The organism is Variovorax beijingensis, from assembly GCF_007828835.1.
Taxonomy (GTDB): Bacteria; Pseudomonadota; Gammaproteobacteria; order Burkholderiales; family Burkholderiaceae_C; genus Variovorax; species Variovorax beijingensis_A.
The window spans coordinates 318,107-334,032 of record NZ_VIVL01000002.1 but is presented as its reverse complement, the minus strand read 5'-3'; the positions used below and the strand labels follow the sequence as shown (position 1 = coordinate 334,032).

Annotated in this window: 20 protein-coding genes; 4 read left to right on the top strand and 16 right to left on the bottom strand. The window is 66.3% G+C overall.

Features of this window, described 5'->3' with window-relative positions; genetic code table 11:
* Positions 1-58: 58 nt before the first annotated feature.
* Entirely contained in the window at positions 59-751 is a 693-nt protein-coding gene (locus tag FB547_RS07880; RefSeq protein WP_145741091.1) for a phosphatase PAP2 family protein, read from the bottom strand.
* A 111-nt stretch (positions 752-862) separates the two neighbouring features.
* Here FB547_RS07880 and mscL point away from each other — a divergent pair, with 111 nt between their 5' ends.
* Positions 863-1,294, top strand: coding sequence for a large conductance mechanosensitive channel protein MscL (gene mscL / locus FB547_RS07875; protein WP_145741089.1), 432 nt, complete (start codon positions 863-865; stop codon positions 1,292-1,294).
* A 23-nt stretch (positions 1,295-1,317) separates the two neighbouring features.
* Here mscL and pdxA read toward each other — a convergent pair whose 3' ends face one another.
* From pdxA to FB547_RS07860, 3 genes are read right to left on the bottom strand one after another with little or no spacing between them, the layout of a single operon-like run.
* A complete protein-coding gene (gene pdxA, locus FB547_RS07870; RefSeq protein WP_145741087.1) occupies positions 1,318-2,376 on the bottom strand; it encodes a 4-hydroxythreonine-4-phosphate dehydrogenase PdxA in 1,059 nt (352 codons plus the stop codon).
* Positions 2,373-3,146, bottom strand: coding sequence for a Nif3-like dinuclear metal center hexameric protein (locus FB547_RS07865; RefSeq protein ID WP_145741085.1), 774 nt, complete (start codon positions 3,144-3,146; stop codon positions 2,373-2,375). Before FB547_RS07865 ends, pdxA begins: the two co-directional genes overlap by 4 nt.
* The gene (locus tag FB547_RS07860; RefSeq protein WP_145741083.1) at positions 3,143-4,486 is read right to left on the bottom strand and encodes an MFS transporter; all 1,344 of its coding nucleotides are present in this window, start codon (positions 4,484-4,486) and stop codon (positions 3,143-3,145) included. Before FB547_RS07860 ends, FB547_RS07865 begins: the two co-directional genes overlap by 4 nt.
* A 288-nt stretch (positions 4,487-4,774) precedes the next feature.
* On the opposite strand from FB547_RS07860, the gene FB547_RS07855 reads away from it, so the two are divergent.
* Positions 4,775-5,935 (top strand): S1C family serine protease, encoded by a 1,161-nt coding sequence (locus tag FB547_RS07855; RefSeq protein ID WP_145741081.1) that lies wholly within the window; start codon positions 4,775-4,777, stop codon positions 5,933-5,935.
* A 4-nt stretch (positions 5,936-5,939) separates the two neighbouring features.
* On the opposite strand, the gene tatC is transcribed toward FB547_RS07855, so the two are convergent.
* The 9 genes from tatC to FB547_RS07810 form a co-directional block, all read right to left on the bottom strand.
* Positions 5,940-6,755 (bottom strand): twin-arginine translocase subunit TatC, encoded by an 816-nt coding sequence (tatC, locus tag FB547_RS07850; protein ID WP_145741079.1) that lies wholly within the window; start codon positions 6,753-6,755, stop codon positions 5,940-5,942.
* A gap of 78 nt (positions 6,756-6,833) precedes the next feature.
* Positions 6,834-7,292 carry a Sec-independent protein translocase protein TatB gene (gene tatB / locus FB547_RS07845; RefSeq protein WP_124957405.1) on the bottom strand — a complete coding sequence of 153 codons (459 nt, stop codon included), beginning with the start codon at positions 7,290-7,292 and terminating at the stop codon, positions 6,834-6,836.
* A 13-nt stretch (positions 7,293-7,305) separates the two neighbouring features.
* A complete protein-coding gene (tatA, locus tag FB547_RS07840; protein WP_012746329.1) occupies positions 7,306-7,554 on the bottom strand; it encodes a Sec-independent protein translocase subunit TatA in 249 nt (82 codons plus the stop codon).
* A 65-nt stretch (positions 7,555-7,619) separates the two neighbouring features.
* A complete protein-coding gene (locus FB547_RS07835; RefSeq protein WP_145741077.1) occupies positions 7,620-7,979 on the bottom strand; it encodes a histidine triad nucleotide-binding protein in 360 nt (119 codons plus the stop codon).
* A complete protein-coding gene (locus FB547_RS07830) occupies positions 7,969-8,358 on the bottom strand; it encodes a DUF4870 family protein (protein WP_145741075.1) in 390 nt (129 codons plus the stop codon). Before FB547_RS07830 ends, FB547_RS07835 begins: the two co-directional genes overlap by 11 nt.
* Positions 8,359-8,371: 13 nt before the next feature.
* On the bottom strand, positions 8,372-8,752 hold the full coding sequence (locus tag FB547_RS07825) for a phosphoribosyl-ATP diphosphatase (protein WP_012746326.1): 381 nt from the start codon (positions 8,750-8,752) through the stop codon (positions 8,372-8,374).
* The gene (gene hisI / locus FB547_RS07820) at positions 8,749-9,147 is read right to left on the bottom strand and encodes a phosphoribosyl-AMP cyclohydrolase (protein WP_186454139.1); all 399 of its coding nucleotides are present in this window, start codon (positions 9,145-9,147) and stop codon (positions 8,749-8,751) included. The genes FB547_RS07825 and hisI overlap by 4 nt, the downstream gene beginning before the upstream one ends.
* Before the next feature lie 31 nt (positions 9,148-9,178).
* A complete protein-coding gene (gene hisF, locus FB547_RS07815; protein ID WP_145741072.1) occupies positions 9,179-9,958 on the bottom strand; it encodes an imidazole glycerol phosphate synthase subunit HisF in 780 nt (259 codons plus the stop codon).
* Between the two features lie 21 nt (positions 9,959-9,979).
* Entirely contained in the window at positions 9,980-10,816 is an 837-nt protein-coding gene (locus FB547_RS07810) for a D-hexose-6-phosphate mutarotase (RefSeq protein ID WP_145741070.1), read from the bottom strand.
* 189 nt (positions 10,817-11,005) lie between these two features.
* Here FB547_RS07810 and FB547_RS07805 point away from each other — a divergent pair, with 189 nt between their 5' ends.
* Together FB547_RS07805 and FB547_RS07800 are read left to right on the top strand one after the other, a co-directional pair.
* Positions 11,006-12,313 carry a dicarboxylate/amino acid:cation symporter gene (locus tag FB547_RS07805; protein ID WP_145741068.1) on the top strand — a complete coding sequence of 436 codons (1,308 nt, stop codon included), beginning with the start codon at positions 11,006-11,008 and terminating at the stop codon, positions 12,311-12,313.
* 8 nt (positions 12,314-12,321) lie between these two features.
* On the top strand, positions 12,322-13,242 hold the full coding sequence (locus FB547_RS07800) for an amino acid ABC transporter substrate-binding protein (protein WP_145741066.1): 921 nt from the start codon (positions 12,322-12,324) through the stop codon (positions 13,240-13,242).
* A 12-nt stretch (positions 13,243-13,254) separates the two neighbouring features.
* On the opposite strand, the gene FB547_RS07795 is transcribed toward FB547_RS07800, so the two are convergent.
* From FB547_RS07795 to hisH, 3 genes are all read right to left on the bottom strand, one after another.
* Positions 13,255-14,427 carry an AAA family ATPase gene (locus FB547_RS07795; RefSeq protein WP_145741064.1) on the bottom strand — a complete coding sequence of 391 codons (1,173 nt, stop codon included), beginning with the start codon at positions 14,425-14,427 and terminating at the stop codon, positions 13,255-13,257.
* 23 nt (positions 14,428-14,450) lie between these two features.
* Entirely contained in the window at positions 14,451-15,194 is a 744-nt protein-coding gene (gene hisA / locus FB547_RS07790) for a 1-(5-phosphoribosyl)-5-[(5-phosphoribosylamino)methylideneamino]imidazole-4-carboxamide isomerase (protein WP_012746319.1), read from the bottom strand.
* 63 nt (positions 15,195-15,257) lie between these two features.
* The gene (hisH, locus tag FB547_RS07785) at positions 15,258-15,914 is read right to left on the bottom strand and encodes an imidazole glycerol phosphate synthase subunit HisH (protein ID WP_145741045.1); all 657 of its coding nucleotides are present in this window, start codon (positions 15,912-15,914) and stop codon (positions 15,258-15,260) included.
* Between the last annotated feature and the right edge of the window lie 12 nt (positions 15,915-15,926).

The window sequence follows — 15,926 nt, the reverse complement described above, 5'->3', positions numbered from 1 at the left end:
CTATCAATTAACTGGTTGCGCGGAGCAATTGTGGCGCTCCGACCACAAATCTTCCGCGTCAATCGCCCGCCGAAAAGCTTTGCTCTTTTGTAAGAAACTGTGTGCTTTTGGCAGGCTGACGCACGGCCCTGCGGTTCTGCAGGAGATCGGCTCGGGTGAAAGGGCGCTCGATGCCCGCCATCCACGCTGCGAGGGCCTCCAGCGCGTCCTGTGTGGGTGCAGGCCGCCCCACTATGAAAAAGAGGAGCGGCAGCGCCATCGCCCAGGCGAGCCAGCGTGGTGTTTTGACCGACATGGACTGGTGCCAATGCAACAGCAAAAAGCTTGCGCTTACAACTGTTCCAAGCATCGCCCCCGTGACGACCTCTGCGGTGGAGTGAACTTCGAGGGCCAGGCGCGACGCACCAATGAAGGCGCCCCATACCCATCCCGATACCGCAGCCACCATGCGCACGTTTGGTGCGCGCCGCCGCGCCGCCAGCCAGAAAACGACCGGCCAGACGCTGGTTGCCAGCGCGGTATGCCCGCTGAAGCCGATGAAATCAAAATGGGCGCTGCCAATGCCCCAGCCCATGAAGAGGAGCTTGGACAGCATCACGATGAAACCGCAACCGCCGAATAGCAGCGCCCATCGCACCGCCGCCGGGCGCGTGCTGCGGTCGATTGCAAGCCAAATTGCAATTCCCAATGCAGTGGGCAACAGGAAGCCGCTGTCACCGAAGCCGGTGGCAATTAACCAGAAATTATTCATTAACGTGAAATATGTGCGCTTTTCTATTGGTGCGCCATCGCCGGCCGGAGCCGTTCCGAAGGCATACTTGCGGCACCTTCAACACCAGCGCTCCTGGAGCATATTGAAATCATGAGCATCCTCAGTGAGTTCAAGGAATTTGCCGTCAAGGGCAACGTGATCGATCTCGCAGTCGGCGTGATCATTGGCGCGGCATTCGGGAAGATCGTCGATTCGATCGTTGCCGACATCATCATGCCGGTCGTCGGGCTGGTGTTCGGCAAGCTGGATTTCTCGAACCTGTACGTGGTACTGGGCACCGCGCCGCCGGGTGTCGCCAACAACCTGGCCGACCTCAAGAAGGCCGGCGTGCCGGTGCTGGCCTATGGCAATTTCATCACCATCGCGGTCAACTTCGTCATCCTTGCCTTCATCATCTTCATGATGGTCAAGCAGATCAACAAGCTGCGCAAGACGCATGCGGAGGCGCCCGCGGCGCCGGTGGCACCGCCGGAGGACATTGCCCTCCTGCGCGAAATCCGCGACAGCCTGAAGCGCCCCTGAGCCGCCGCCGCGAGCCTTCCTGATCAGGCGCCCACCAGGGTTCTGGCCATGCGCAGCGCCTCGATGAGGCTCGACGCATCGGCCCGGCCGGTGCCCGCAATATCGAATGCGGTGCCGTGGTCGGGGCTGGTGCGCACCAGCGGCAGGCCTAGCGTCACGTTCACGCCCTTCTCCACGCCAAGGTACTTGACCGGGATCAGGCCCTGGTCGTGGTACATCGCAATCACCACGTCGAACTCGCCGCTTCCCGGCACGCCGGGCCTGGCGCGCGCGCGCATGAAGACGGTGTCGGGCGCATAAGGCCCGTGGGCGTCGATGCCCTCGGCCTGGGCGGCTCCAATGGCCGGTGCAATGATGTCGCACTCTTCGGAGCCGAACAGTCCGCCCTCGCCCGCATGCGGATTGAGGCCGGCCACGCCGATGCGCGGCGCCCGCCCGAGCATGCGCTGCAAGGCGCGGTGGGTGATGCGCAGCGTCTCCAGCACGCTGCCGAAGCTCACGGCCGTGATGGCGTCGCGCAGCGACATGTGGATGCTCACCAGCACGGTGCGCAACTCGTCGTTGGCCAGCATCATGCGCACCGGCATGCCGTCCACCGCGACGCCCGCGTGCGCGGCGGCTTCGGCCTGCAGCAGTTCGGTGTGGCCGGGATAGGGAAACCCGGCCGCGGCCAGTGCTTCCTTGTGCAGCGGCGCCGTGACGATGGCGGCGATCTCGCCCCGCAATGCGGCGCGTGCAGCCCAGACCACGCAGTTGCCAGCCACGCGGCCGGCTTCGGCGCCGATCCGTCCCGGCACGATGTCTTGCGCCGGCGCCGCCACCACCTGCAGCACCGGAATGCAGCCCGGCGGCATCTCGGCCGCTTCGGCAATGCGCTCGATCTGCGCCACCGGCCAGGCGGGTTGCCCCGGCGACGCCAGCGCCTGCGATGCCCGGCGCATCGCGGCCACGTCGCCGGCCACGAAAGCACCGCGCGTGGCGTCGGGCGCCTGGCGGAAAGCCTTGGCGATGATTTCCGGGCCGATGCCCGCGGGATCGCCCAGCGTGATGGCGACGGGAGCGCGGGGAGCCTGGCCGCTCATGCCGGATTGTCGATGTCGATGAACTCGTGCTTCAGCCCGAGCTGGGCCGCCACGTGGCCGGCCACCGCCTGCGCGCCATAGCGCTCGGTGGCATGGTGGCCGCAGGCCAGGAAGGCGACGCCCATCTCCCGGGCGTAGTGGGCCTGGGGTTCGGAGATCTCGCCGGTGATGAAGGCATCGGCCCCGGCCGCAATGGCCGCCTCGAAGTAGCCCTGGGCGCCGCCCGTGCACCAGGCGATGTTCTTGATCGGACGGTGCGTCGTGTCCACCAGGGTGACGGGCCGCTGCAGCACCTTCTCCGCATGCGCGGCCAGTTCCTTGGCGCTGGCAAAGGCTTCCCCGTTGTTGCGCGCGCCGAGGAAGCCCAGCTCCTGCTCGCCGAAGCGTCCCGTCGCGCCCGCATGGGCGAGCAAGCCGAGCTGCAGGCCGAGCTGCGCGTTGTTGCCAAGCTCCGGATGCGCATCGAGCGGCAGGTGGTAGGCGAAGAGGTTGACGTCGTCGCCCAGCAGCAGGCCCAGGCGCTGCTTCATCCAGCCGGTGACGCAACCGTCCTGGCCGCGCCAGAACAGGCCGTGGTGCACGAAGATGGCGTCGGCCTCGGCATGGATGGCGGCCTCGATGAGCGCGCGGCTCGCCGTCACGCCGGAGACGATCTTCCGCACCACGGTGCGGCCCTCGACCTGCAGGCCATTGGGTCCGTAGTCCTTGAAGCGCGACGGCGCAAGGAGCAGGTCGAAGGCATGCAGCAATTCATGGCGAGTGGTGCTCATCGCGCCATTGTCGCGCTCCCGATGCCGTCGCGCATCGCATGGCCGCGCGCCGCCAATGGCCACAGGGCCAGCACGAAACCCAGCCCGGCCAGCACGGCGACGTAATGCGCCGGCGCCATGGTGTCGTGCTGCAGCCAGAGCGTGAGGATCACGGGCGTCAGTCCGCCGAACACGGCATACGACATGTTGTAGGCGAACGAAAGCCCCGTGAAGCGCACCGGCGCCGGAAACGCGCGCACGCCGGCAATCGGCACGGTGGCGATGGTGCCCACGAACAATCCCACCAGGCCGTAGTGCCAGAACAGCGTGGCCGGCGCGCCGGGCAGCCCCGTGTAGAAAAGGTAAGCCGTCACGAACAGGCCGCCCCATCCGACGAGCATCACGGCGCGCGTGCCGATGCGGTCGCTGGCCCAGCCGACCAGCATGCAGCCGATGGTCAGCGTCAGCGTGGCGAGTGCATTGGCTTCCAGCGCCAGCGCAGCCGGGATGTGGTGCACCTTCTGCAGGTAGGTGGGCGTGTACAGCACCACCACCACGATGGCGGCCGACAGCACCCAGGTCAGCAGCGCCACGTAGACACTGGCCGCGCGGTGCTCGCGCAGCACGGTGCGCAGCGGCAGCTCGCGCGCCACGGTCTTGCGGTCTGCCAGCTCCTTGAAGACCGGCGTCTCGTGCAGGAAACGGCGCAGATACACCGAGACGAGGCCGAACACGCCGCCCAGCACGAAGGGAATGCGCCAGGCAAAACCGCTCACCTCCGCCGGCGAATAGTGGCGGTTGATGGCCACGGCCACGAGAGAGCCCAGCAGGATGCCGCCCGTGATGCCCGAGGTCAGCATGCCGATGCCAAAACCGTAGCGCCGCGCCGGCACGTGCTCGCCGATGAACACCCAGGCACCGGGCATTTCGCCGCCGATCGCCGCGCCCTGCAGCACGCGCATGGCCAGCAGCAGCAAGGGTGCGGCGATGCCGATGCTCGCGTAGGTAGGCAGAAGGCCGATGACCAGCGTGGGCGCCGCCATCAGGAAGATCGACAGCGTGAACATGCGCTTGCGGCCGAGCAGGTCGCCGAAATGCGCGATGACGATGCCGCCCACCGGGCGGGCCAGGTAGCCGGCGGCGAAGATGCCGAAAGTCTGGAGCTGCCGCAGCCAGTCGGGCATGTCGGCGGGAAAGAAAAGCGCACCCAGCACGGTGGCGAAGAACACGTAGATGACGAAGTCGTAGAACTCCAGCGTTCCGCCGAGCGCAGACAGGGCCAGGGTCTTGTAGTCGCGCGCGCCGAGCGCGCGCGCCGGCGCCGGCTGCGTGCCGTCCGGGGAGATTGCGTGAGAAGTCATTGCGGGCAGGGAGGTCGTTGCCGCGCGCCGGGCCGCCGAGGGATGGGAAGCGGAAAATCGGCGCGCAGGCGAAACGCCAGGCCGCGCCCACCGGGTGGGCGGCGCGGAAGGCCGGAACTCGGAGCCGTGTGGGCTCGCTGTGCGATGCTAAGGGTTATCCCTTATTGGCGCACCGGACCTTTGTCATTCTCGACCGCAGCGCGCGGTTTCTGGCGGATGGGGGTTGAGGGACAATGGACCCGTTGGCGCCGCGTGGACGGCGTATTCCCCCGTTTTATCTCAAGCTTCATGAAACGCACCTGGCTGCTCTTTGCCCAAGCCGTGACCGTCCTTTTGGCGGCCTATTTCGTTGTTGCCACGCTCAAGCCCGAGTGGATCAACCGCCGCGCCACCTCGCTGGGAGGCGTGGTGTCGATCGTCGAAGCACCTGCGGGCGTCCCCGCGGCGCCAGCGGCCGGCAGCCTGAGCGCGGCCGCAAAGAAAGCCTCGCCGGCTGTCGTGAGCATCAACACCAGCAAGGCCGCGCAGCGCCATCCCCGCAGCAACGATCCGTGGTTCCGCTTTTTCTTCGGCGACCAGGGCGACCAGCCCCAGGTCGGGCTGGGCAGCGGCGTGATCGTGAGTGCCGAGGGCTACATCCTGACCAACAACCACGTGGTCGAAGGCGCGGACGAAATCGAGGTCACGCTCAACGACAGCCGCCACACGCGTGCCAAGGTGATCGGCACCGACCCGGACACCGACCTTGCCGTGCTCAAGATCGAGATGGACAAGCTGCCCGCGATCGTGCTGGGCAATTCCGACGAGCTCCAGGTGGGCGACCAGGTGCTGGCCATCGGCAATCCCTTCGGCGTGGGGCAGACGGTCACCAGCGGCATCGTCTCGGCGCTGGGGCGCAACCAGCTCGGCATCAACAACTTCGAGAACTTCATCCAGACCGACGCGGCCATCAACCCCGGCAATTCGGGCGGCGCGCTGATCGACGTGAACGGCAACCTGCAAGGCGTCAACACCGCCATCTATTCGCGCTCGGGCGGCAGCATGGGCATCGGCTTCGCGATTCCCGTTTCCATGGCGAAGATCGTGCTCGAAGGCATCGTGAAGGACGGCCAGGTGCGCCGCGGATGGATCGGCGTCGAGCCGAACGAACTCTCGCCCGAACTGGCCGAAACCTTCGGCGTGAAGGCCGATGCCGGCGTCATCATCACCGGCGTGCTGCAGAACGGCCCCGCGGCCAAGGCCGGCATCCGTCCGGGCGACGTGATCACCTCGGTCGGCGAAAAGAAGACCGACAACGTGCAGGCCCTGCTGACCGCCGTGGCCGGCCTCAAGCCCGGCAGCACCACGCGCTTCGCGCTGCAGCGCGGCACCGACAAGATGGAACTGGACGTGACGCCGGGCCTGCGGCCCAAGAGCCCGATGCGGCAGGTGCCGAACCAGCCCGAATGACCGGTCAGGAAGACGCCGAGGAATCGGCGCTTTTCTCTTCCTCTTCGGATTTCTTGCCGGTACTCGCGAAATAGCGCGCACCGATGATGCCGACCTCGTAGAGCAGGCACATCGGCACCGCCAGCGCGAGCTGCGACACCACGTCCGGCGGCGTGAGCACCGCGGCCACCACGAAGGCCACAACGATGAAGTAGCCGCGGAAGGACTTGAGCTTCTCGATGGTGACCATCTCGAAGCGCACCAGCAGCATCACGACGATCGGCACCTGGAAGGCCACGCCGAACGCGATGTAGAGCGAGAGGATGGCTTCGACATACGAGGAGATGTCGGGCGTGGCCGCCACCGCGGCCGGCGTGAACTTCTGGATGAAGCTGAACATCTTGTCCAGCACGAAGAACTGCACGAAGGCGATGCCCGCATAGGCCAGCAGGCTGCCGAAGAAGATCAGCGGCAGCGCAAAGCGCTTTTCATGGCTGTAGAGGCCCGGCGCAATGAACATCCAGGCCTGGTACATGAGCCAGGGCAGCGCCAGCAGCACCGCCGTCATCATGAGCACCTTGAGCGGCACGAAGAACGGCGAGAACACGCCGATGGCGATGAGCTTGGCGTCCGGCGGCATGTGCGCGCGGATCGGCATCGCGATCAGGTCGATCAGCCCGCCCGGGCCCGGCCAGATGGCCAGCAGGATGCCCGCGACCGCCAGGCCGTAGACGCAGTAGAGCAGCCGGTCGCGCAGCTCGACCAGATGTTGCACGAACGGTTGCTCGGTGCCTGCCAGCTCGTCTTCTGCGTCTTTGTTCTTGTTGTCGGAATCGGCCATTGGAAAGAGAAAAAGCAGAAGAAAAGCGTGGCTTCGGCCGGCGTGCGGCGCACGAGGAACGCGCTGGTGGGAAAGCCGCTAGTTGATCTTGTGGGGACGGAAGCGGGCGACGCGCGCGGCCCCCGAGAGCGCCTTGGTGCGCACGCCGTTGCGCGCCTTGTACCACTGCGGCGTGGCACCCTGCTTCAGGCGCCAGTTCTTGCGGGGATGCCTGTATTCGGGCACCGCGGGCTCGGGTTCGGCCAGGGCCGAAAGCGTTTCGCCCGAGCCGGAGAACTGCTTCTCGAGTTCGCTTGCGCCGCTGTGGATGCTCTGCTCGACGTCCCGGGCGGCATCTTCCACCGTGCCCTTCATCTTGCGCAGTTCGTCCAGCTCCATCGAGCGGTTGACTTCAGCCTTGACGTCGTTCACATAGCGCTGCGCCTTGCCCAGCAGGGTGCCGACGGTGCGCGCCACCCGGGGCAGTTTTTCCGGCCCGATGACGATCAGAGCCACGACGCCGATCAGCGCCAGCTTCTCAATGCCGAGGTCGAGCACTTATGACCTGCGCTCAGGACTTCTGACGCGCTTCGACGTCGATGGTGGACTTGTCGCTGTTGGCCGGCTGGCCGGTCACCTGCGCTGCAGGAGCCGACGAAGCGGCGGGTGCATCGGTGGTGCTGCCGTCCTTCATGCCGTCCTTGAAGCCCTTGACGGCGCCACCAAGGTCGGAACCCATGTTCCGCAGCTTCTTGGTGCCGAAGATCATGACCACGACGAGCAGCACGATCAGCCAGTGCCAGATAGAAAAAGAACCCATGGAAGACTCCTAAGAATGTGTCCGATTTTAGTCGGGCTGAATGTGACAGTTCGGATTAATGGGATTCAGCCGCGCAGCCACGGGCGGGGGCCGCCCATGACGTGGACATGGAGATGGTGGACCTCCTGCCCGCCCTCGGCGCCGGTGTTGACGACGACCCGGTAGCCGCCCTCCGGATAGGGCCTGCAGCCCTGCTCCAGCGCGAGCCGGGGTGCCAGCGTCATGATCCGGCCCATCAGCGCGGCGTCGTCGGGGGTGAGCTGCGCCATCGAGGCGATGTGCCGCTTGGGCACGAGCATGAAGTGCACCGGCGCCCAGGGGGAGATGTCGTGAAAGCCGAACAGCTCGTCGTCCTCGTAGACCTTGCGCGAAGGAATCTTGCCTTCGATGATTTTGCAGAAGACGCAGTTCGGATCAGATGACATCTTTGGGTTCCATGGGATGGCTGCCGTTCATGCGGATCATGCCCTTCACGATCCGGTAGAGAAACCACAGCGAAATGAGGCTCCAGGCGATCCAGCCCGGCACGAGAAAGAGCAGCCAGAGCCACGAGGTCAGGATGTACAGCAGGCCCGCCCACAGCACCGAGCGGATGCGCCAGCTGAAATGCGTGGCCTGCCAGGTGCCGGCCGCGTCGTCGCGCTTGATGAAATCGATCAGCAGCGCCAGCAGCAGCAGCGCCACCGAGGCCTGCGCGCCCGGCAGGACGGCGCCAATGGCCACGATCAGGTGCAGGATGTAGCTGACCCAGCCCCAGGTCTTGAGCGAGTCGTCGGGCTCCACGTTCACGATGTCGTTGGCCATGGGACGCGTCCTTTCAATCGTTGGATGCCTCGCGGGCCTGCGCCTTGCGCAGGGCTTTTTCCTCGATGCCGCTGGTGCCCTCGCGGCGCTCGAGCTCCGCGATCACCTCGCCGGGCGAGAAACCGTAGTGCGCCAGCGCCACCATGGTGTGGAACCACAGGTCGGCCACTTCGTTCACTATTTTTGTGCGGTCGCCGCCATGGTCGGCATCCTTGGCGGCCATGACCACCTCGGTGGCTTCCTCGCCGATCTTCTTGAGAAAGGCATCGGGGCCCTTGTGCAGCAGGCGCGCCACGTAGCTCTTGTCGGGGTCGCCGCCGCGCGCGGGCAGGCGGCTTTCGATGACCGCGGCCAGGCGTGCGAGGGCGTCCGAGGTGTTCACTGTGGCTGTCATTTGTAGATCGACCCCGGGTCTTTCAAGACCGGCTCGACCACGTGCCACTGGCCCTTCTCGTATTTGCTGAAGAAGCAGCTGTGGCGACCGGTGTGGCAGGCAATGCCGGGCGCGTGGCCGAGCTGGGTGACCTTGAGCAGCACCACGTCGTTGTCGCAGTCGAGGCGGATCTCGTGCACGGTCTGCACGTGGCCCGATTCCTCGCCCTTGAACCAGAGCTTGTTGCGCGAGCGGCTGAAATACACGGCGCGCCCGAGCTCGGCGGTCTTTTCGAGCGCCTCGCGGTTCATCCAGGCGAACATCAGCACGTCGTTGCTGCCCTGTTCCTGCGCGATCACGGGCACCAGCCCGTTCGCGTCCCATTTCACTTCGTCAAGCCAATTCATGGCGGGTATTGTCCCACCGCCCGGGCGGCCCTGAAGCGGATCAAGTCCGAACGGGAATGCCCCGCGCGGCCATGCGGGCTTTCGCCTCGCCGACGGTGTGCTCGCCGTAGTGGAAGATGCTGGCGGCCAGCACCGCGTCGGCCCCGCCGGCCTGGATGCCGTCGGCCAGGTCGTCGAGGCTGCCCACCCCGCCCGAGGCAATGACCGGCACATTGACGGCGTCGCTCACCGCACGGGTGAGTTCGAGATCGAAGCCGCTCCTGGTGCCGTCCCGGTCCATGCTCGTGAGCAGGATCTCGCCGGCGCCGCGGCGCACCATCTCGGTCGCCCATTCGACGGCGTCCAGGCCGGTGTTCTTGCGCCCGCCGTGGCTGTACACGTCCCAGCCCGCGCCGCGCGTGGCGGCTTCTTCGGGGCTGCGGCGCTTGGCATCGATGGCCACGACGATGCATTGCGAGCCGTACTTCTGGGAGGCGTCGTTGATCACCTGCGGATCGGCAATGGCCGCCGAATTGAAGCTGGTCTTGTCGGCGCCCGCATTGAGCAGCCGGCGCACGTCGGCCACGGTGCGCACGCCGCCGCCCACCGTCAATGGAATGAAGACCTGCGAGGCCACCGCCTCGATGATCGGCAGGATCAGGTCGCGCCCATCGCTGGTGGCCGTGATGTCGAGAAAGGTGAGTTCGTCGGCACCCTGCGCGTTGTAGCGCGCCGCAATCTCGACCGGATCGCCGGCGTCGCGCAGTTCGAGAAAGTTGACGCCCTTGACCACGCGGCCGCCGGTGACGTCGAGACAGGGAATGATGCGTTTTGCGAGCATGGTCGGTCGTAAGGGAAGAAATCAGAGAACGCGAAGCTGCTGCCAGCCCTGCCATTGGGCGCCGGGCACGAGCATGACCTGCTCGTCGATGCGCGCGGCCTCCACGCAGAGCATGTGCCTGTAGCCATCTTCGGGCATGTCGGCGAGTTTCGCACCCAGCACGGCACCGGGGTTCCAGACCACGGTTTCGCTGCAGCTGGCGCTTTGCGCAATTTCGAGCGTGCCGCCGGGCTGCACCAGGCGCAGCGGCTTCGCGGGCGCGGCGTAGACGCTGTCGAATTCGGCATCGAAATGCAACGACGGGGCCGTTTCCACATGGCGGTCGTCGCGCAGCGAATCCCAGCGGTTGGCACCCTGCAGGCCTTCGAGGCGCACCTGCGCGATGTCGCCGACGCGCAGGTAGGTGTGCAGCGCCGCGGCGAAGCTGAACGGCCCATGGCCGGTGTTGAGCAGCGTCAGCATGGTGCGCAGCCGGCCCGCGGCCATGCCGATCTGCAGCCGCGCCTCGAAAGCGTGCGGCCAGAGCTTGCGCGTGGCCTCGCTGTCGCGCAGCCGCAGGGTTAGTTCGCCCGATGCGGCGTCGATGCCTCTGTTTTCCCAAGGCAGATTGCGCATGAATCCATGCTTGGGCAACATGCCGCGCTGGTTGAATTGGGGGCAGCAAATGGGCACGCCGCCGCGGATTGCCGCCTGCCCGTCGAACACCGCGCGGGGGCTCAGGTAGAGCCTTTGCGTCCCATCGGCCGTGGTCCAGGAAAGCAGCTGCGCCCCGTGCAAAGACACGGTGAAGGTGCTGCCATCGGCGCCGGCGGCACGCAGCGCGGGCTGGCCGCGAAACTCGATCGAGCTGATATCCATTGGAGAATTGTAGGCAGCGGAGATTCCGTGGCACGGAATTGGCATTGGACACTTAAGACTTCATTGCCGCCGCACCGGTGCCGGTTGCGTGCAGGGGACCTTCTTGGATACCCTTCGCTGCCGCGCAAGAACAGGGCGCCGGCCGATGCGCGCCCGCTCCAGAACCACACACACCTCGAAGGGACACACATGAAGAGAAAACTGCCGGCCGCCGCCTGGATCCTGATCGCCATGGTGCTCGGGATTCTTGTCGGCTACATGATCTTCACGAGCTTTCCCGACAAGAAGGCCGCAGCGCAGATCGCAGGCTACGTGTCGATTGTGTCGGACGTGTTTCTGCGCCTCATCAAGATGCTGATCGGCCCGCTGGTGTTCTCCACGCTGGTGGTGGGCATCGCGCACATGGGCGACGCCAAGTCGGTGGGCCGCGTGTTCGGCAAGTCGCTCGGATGGTTCTTCACCGCTTCGCTGATCTCGCTGGTCATCGGCCTGGTCATGGCCAATGTGCTGAAGCCCGGCGAAAACCTGGGCCTTCCGCTGCCGGACATCGGCGCTTCGGCCAACCTCGCGACGGCGAAGTTCACGCTCAAGGACTTCGTGAGCCACATGGTGCCGAAGTCCTTTGCCGAGGCCATGGCCAACAATGAGATCCTGCAGATCGTGGTGTTCTCGATGTTCTTCGGCGTGGCGCTCGCTTCGCTCGGCGACAAGGCCCGCACGCTGGTGGCCGCCATCGACGAACTCTCTCACGCCATGCTCAAGATCACAGGCTACGTGATGAAGCTGGCGCCCCTTGCCGTCATGGCCGCCATGGCGGCCACCGTTGCGACGAACGGCCTGGGCATCCTGCTGAAGTTCGCTGTCTTCATGGGCGACTTCTACCTGGGCCTGTTCGTGCTGTGGGGCGTGCTGGTTCTGGCGGGCTTTTCGTTCCTGGGCCCGCGCGTGTTCAAGCTGCTGGCACTCATCAAGGAAGCCTTCCTGCTTTCGTTCGCCACCGCGAGTTCGGAAGCGGCCTACCCGAAGATCCTGCAGGCGCTCGACCGTTTCGGCGTGAGACGCAAGATCTCGAGCTTCGTGATGCCGATGGGCTATTCGTTCAACCTCGACGGCTCGATGATGTACTGCACCTTCGCGGTGCTCTTCATCGCGCAGGCCTACAACATCCACATGCCGATCAGCACGCAGATCACGATGCTGCTGATCCTGATGCTCACCTCCAAGGGCATGGCCGGCGTGCCGCGCGCCTCGCTGGTGGTGATTGCGGCCACGCTCAACCATTTCGACATTCCGGAAGCCGGCCTGCTGCTGATCCTGGGCGTCGACACCTTCCTGGACATGGGGCGCTCGGCCACCAACGCGGTGGGCAACTCCATCGCCACGGCCGTGGTCGCCAAGTGGGAGGGCGAGTTGCTCTCCGAGAGCGATGCGGCGGTGAATGCCAAGGCACTCGACGCCGAAGCCGCAGCCACCCTCGCCCATCCGGCCCACGCATGAGGCTCGCCATGAAGGCCAAGGCCGCGCTGTCGCTTCTTCTTGCCGGACTGCTGGCGGCCGCTTCGCTTGGCGCGGCAACCCCGGCCAGGGCGCAGCAGCAGGCCCCGGAGACCTTGACGGGCACCCTCGCCAAGGTGCGCGAGAGCGGCACCATCGCCATCGGCTACCGCGAGTCATCGGTGCCGTTTTCCTTTCTCAATGCACGCCAGGAGCCTGTCGGCTATTCGATCGAGCTCTGCCGCGAATTGGTCACGGCCATTGAAGAGGCGGTGAACAAGAGCCTCGCGATCAAGTGGGTGCCGGTGACCTCCGATTCGCGCATGGATGCGGTCGAGCGCGGCACGGTCGATCTCGAATGCGGCTCGACCACCAGCAACCTCGAGCGGCAAAAGCGCGTGAGCTTCTCGCCCACCATCTTCGTCTCTGGCACCAAGGTGCTGGTGAAGAAGGGGTCGCCGATCAGGTCGTTCCGCGACCTGGCGGGCAAGCGGGTGGCCGTCACCGCAGGCACCACCAACGAGAAGACGCTGCGCGAGCTGTCGCAGAAGTTCAGGCTCGATATCGACCTGCGGGTGGCGCGGGACCATGCCGACTCCTTCGGGCTGGTGAAAAGCGGCCAGGCCGACGCCTTTGCCACCGACGACGTGCTGCTCTATGGCCTGATCGCGCGGGAAGCCGCCAAGGCCCAGTACGAAGTGGTCGGCGACTACCTCTCCTACGATCCCTACGGCATCATGTACCGCAAGGGCGATACGCAATTGGGCAAGGTGATCAACGACACCTTCCAGGTGCTGGCGCAGGACGGCGAAATCGAGCGCCAGTACAAGCGCTGGTTCCTGCGCAAGCTGCCCACCGGGGAAAGCATCGACCTGCCGATGAGCGCGCAGCTGCAGGCGATCATCCAGACGATGGCGGTGAAGGCGGAATAACCACCCGGGCGGTCAGCGCGCCGGCCACGCCCAATGCGGGATCTCGCTCATGTCGAGATTGGCGATGCGGGTTTCGCCGAAGCGCTTCTCGAGCACCACGGATTGCAGCTCGCCGCTGTCCTCGAGGGCGGCGATCAGCCGCGCGGCATGCGACACCACGATCACTTGCGACCCGCGCGCGGCCTGCGCGATCAGCCGGCCGAGCGCGGGCAGCAGGTCGGGATGCAGGCTGGTCTCGGGCTCATTGAGCACCAGCAGCGCCGGCGGCCGCGGTGTCAGCAGCGCGGCAATCCAGAGCAGGTAGCGCAAGGTGCCGTCCGAAAGCTCCGCCGCCGTCAGCGGCCGCAACAGGCCGTGCTGGTGCATCAGCGTCTCGAAGCGGTCTTCGATCGCGCGCACCTCGACGCGCGCGCCCGGAAAGGCATCGTCCACGGCGCGGTCAAGCGCCTCGCCGTCGCCGATCTCGCGGATGGTCTGCAGCGCCGCGGCCAGGTCGGCGCCGTCGTTGGCGAGCACCGGCGTGCGGGTGCCGAGCTGCGGCTGGCGCGCGGGCGCATCGGCGTCGGAGCGGAAGTGGTCGTAGAAGCGCCAGGAGCGCATCTGCTCGCGCAGCGCGAGCATCTCGGGCGCGGCTTGCGGATCGGCATACTCGGTCATCATGCTGGCGAAGGCGGGAATGGGCCGGCCGATGGCCTGCCAGCCCTTGCCCTCGCGCAGGCGCAGTGCCGCGCCCTTGCGGTCGACCAGCTGCGCCGCGGGCCGCAGCAACGCGCCGTGCCAGATGGCTTCGTGCTTGATCTCGGGGTCGCGCGAGAAGGCCGTTGCCGGAATCGGCGGCGGCAGGCCGATGTCGATGGCATAGCCGAATTCATCGGCCTCGGTGCCGGCGAAGCCCAGCTTCAGCGCAACCGGCTCGCTGCGGATAGTGCCCTGCACCGGCGCATCGCCGCGCAGCATGGCGGCCGAAAAGCGCTCGGGCCCGGCCCACAGGGTGGAAGAGAGGCCGCCCTCGCGCACCAGCGACCGGATCACGCCGCCGTTGGCAATGTCCGCCAGAAGCCGCATCGCGCGGTAGACGCTCGATTTGCCGCTGCCGTTGGGCCCGGTCACCACCGTGAGCCGCCCGAGCGGCACTGTCAGCTGGCGCAACGAGCGGTAGTTGGCAATGGCAAGCGCGGAGAGCACGCCGCGCTACGGAAGGAAGTGCCTCAGGCGCCGGCGAGTTCGTCCGCGCGGGCTTGCGCGGCGGCGAAATCGAGGTCGCCCGAATAGATGGCCCGGCCGCAGATCACGCCTTCGACGCCTTCGGACTCGACCGCGCAGAGCTGGTCGATGTCGGCCATGTTCGACAGGCCGCCCGAGGCGATCACCGGGATGGTCAAGGCCTGCGCGAGCTTCACGGTGGCATCGATGTTGATGCCCGAGAGCATGCCGTCGCGGCCGATGTCGGTATAGATGATCGATTCGACGCCGTAGTCCTCGAACTTCTTGCCCAGGTCGGCCACCTCGTGGCCCGTGAGCTTGCTCCAGCCGTCGGTGGCCACCTTGCCGTCCTTGGCGTCGAGCCCCACGATGATGTGGCCGCCGAAGGCCACGCAGGCGTCCTTCAGGAAGCCGGGGTTCTTGACCGCGGCGGTGCCGATGATCACGTAGCGCAGGCCGTCGTCGATGTAGCGCTCGATGGTGTCCAGGTCGCGGATGCCGCCGCCCAGCTGCACCGGAATGTCGTCGCCCACCTCGCGCAGGATCGCCTTGATGGCCGCGTGGTTCTGCGGCTTGCCGGCAAAGGCGCCATTCAGGTCGACCAGGTGCAGCCGCCGCGCGCCGGCTTCGACCCACTTGCGGGCCATGGCGGCGGGGTCTTCGCTGAAGATGGTGGACTGGTCCATGTCGCCCTGCTTGAGGCGAACGCAGTGGCCGTCTTTGAGATCAATGGCGGGAATGAGGAGCATGGAAGTGACGCGAGTGTGCGGAATCCGGGCTGAGGAAGGTTCGGCCCGGGCGGGAATATAAGGTCAGGGATTCCAGTGGAGGAAATTTCGGTAGAGCTGCAACCCGTGGTCCGCACTCTTCTCCGGGTGGAACTGGGTGGCAAAAATGTTATCGCGTGCGACGGCGGCGGTAAAGCATGCGCCGTAATCGGCCTCGCCCACGCTGTGCCGGGTGTCGGCCGGCCGGGCATAGAAGCTGTGCACGAAATAGAAGTAGCTCATGTCCGGAACGCCCGCCCACACGGGGTGCGGCCGGGCCTGGCGCACCTGGTTCCAGCCCATCTGCGGCACCTTGAAGCGGCTGCCGTCGGGCTGCAGCCGGCCGGCCAGGTCGAACTTGACGACCTCGCCCGGAATCAGGCCAAGCCCGTCGGTCGGGCCCTCGTCGCTGCGCGACAGCAGCATCTGCATGCCCACGCACACGCCGAAGAGCGGCTTGCTCGCGGCCGCCTCGAGCACCGACTCCTGCAGGCCGGAGTCGTGCAGTTCGCGCATGCAGTCGGGCATCGCGCCCTGCCCCGGCAGCACCACGCGCGTGGCCTTGCGCACCACCTCGGGGTCGGAGGTGACGAAGACCTGCACGCCCACCTGGTCGGCCGCATGCTGCACGGCCTGCGAGACGGAGCGCAGGTTGCCCATGCCGTAGTCGACCACGGCGACGGTATTTGCTACAGATTTCATAGCTTGGCGACG

Bases quoted from the DNA above. Each gene is read 5' to 3' on its own strand.
- mscL (WP_145741089.1), top strand. From the start codon at position 863: ATGAGCATCCTCAGTGAGTTCAAGGAATTTGCCGTCAAGGGCAACGTG.
- FB547_RS07825 (WP_012746326.1), bottom strand. From the start codon at position 8,752: ATGACAGCCACAGTGAACACCTCGGACGCCCTCGCACGCCTGGCCGCG.
- pdxA (WP_145741087.1), bottom strand. From the start codon at position 2,376: ATGAGCGGCCAGGCTCCCCGCGCTCCCGTCGCCATCACGCTGGGCGAT.
- tatC (WP_145741079.1), bottom strand. From the start codon at position 6,755: ATGGCCGATTCCGACAACAAGAACAAAGACGCAGAAGACGAGCTGGCA.
- FB547_RS07865 (WP_145741085.1), bottom strand. From the start codon at position 3,146: ATGAGCACCACTCGCCATGAATTGCTGCATGCCTTCGACCTGCTCCTT.
- hisA (WP_012746319.1), bottom strand. From the start codon at position 15,194: ATGCTCCTCATTCCCGCCATTGATCTCAAAGACGGCCACTGCGTTCGC.
- FB547_RS07835 (WP_145741077.1), bottom strand. From the start codon at position 7,979: ATGTCATCTGATCCGAACTGCGTCTTCTGCAAAATCATCGAAGGCAAG.
- FB547_RS07800 (WP_145741066.1), top strand. From the start codon at position 12,322: ATGAAGGCCAAGGCCGCGCTGTCGCTTCTTCTTGCCGGACTGCTGGCG.
- FB547_RS07855 (WP_145741081.1), top strand. From the start codon at position 4,775: ATGAAACGCACCTGGCTGCTCTTTGCCCAAGCCGTGACCGTCCTTTTG.
- FB547_RS07860 (WP_145741083.1), bottom strand. From the start codon at position 4,486: ATGACTTCTCACGCAATCTCCCCGGACGGCACGCAGCCGGCGCCGGCG.
- tatA (WP_012746329.1), bottom strand. From the start codon at position 7,554: ATGGGTTCTTTTTCTATCTGGCACTGGCTGATCGTGCTGCTCGTCGTG.
- FB547_RS07805 (WP_145741068.1), top strand. From the start codon at position 11,006: ATGAAGAGAAAACTGCCGGCCGCCGCCTGGATCCTGATCGCCATGGTG.
- FB547_RS07830 (WP_145741075.1), bottom strand. From the start codon at position 8,358: ATGGCCAACGACATCGTGAACGTGGAGCCCGACGACTCGCTCAAGACC.
- FB547_RS07810 (WP_145741070.1), bottom strand. From the start codon at position 10,816: ATGGATATCAGCTCGATCGAGTTTCGCGGCCAGCCCGCGCTGCGTGCC.
- hisH (WP_145741045.1), bottom strand. From the start codon at position 15,914: ATGAAATCTGTAGCAAATACCGTCGCCGTGGTCGACTACGGCATGGGC.
- hisF (WP_145741072.1), bottom strand. From the start codon at position 9,958: ATGCTCGCAAAACGCATCATTCCCTGTCTCGACGTCACCGGCGGCCGC.
- FB547_RS07880 (WP_145741091.1), bottom strand. From the start codon at position 751: ATGAATAATTTCTGGTTAATTGCCACCGGCTTCGGTGACAGCGGCTTC.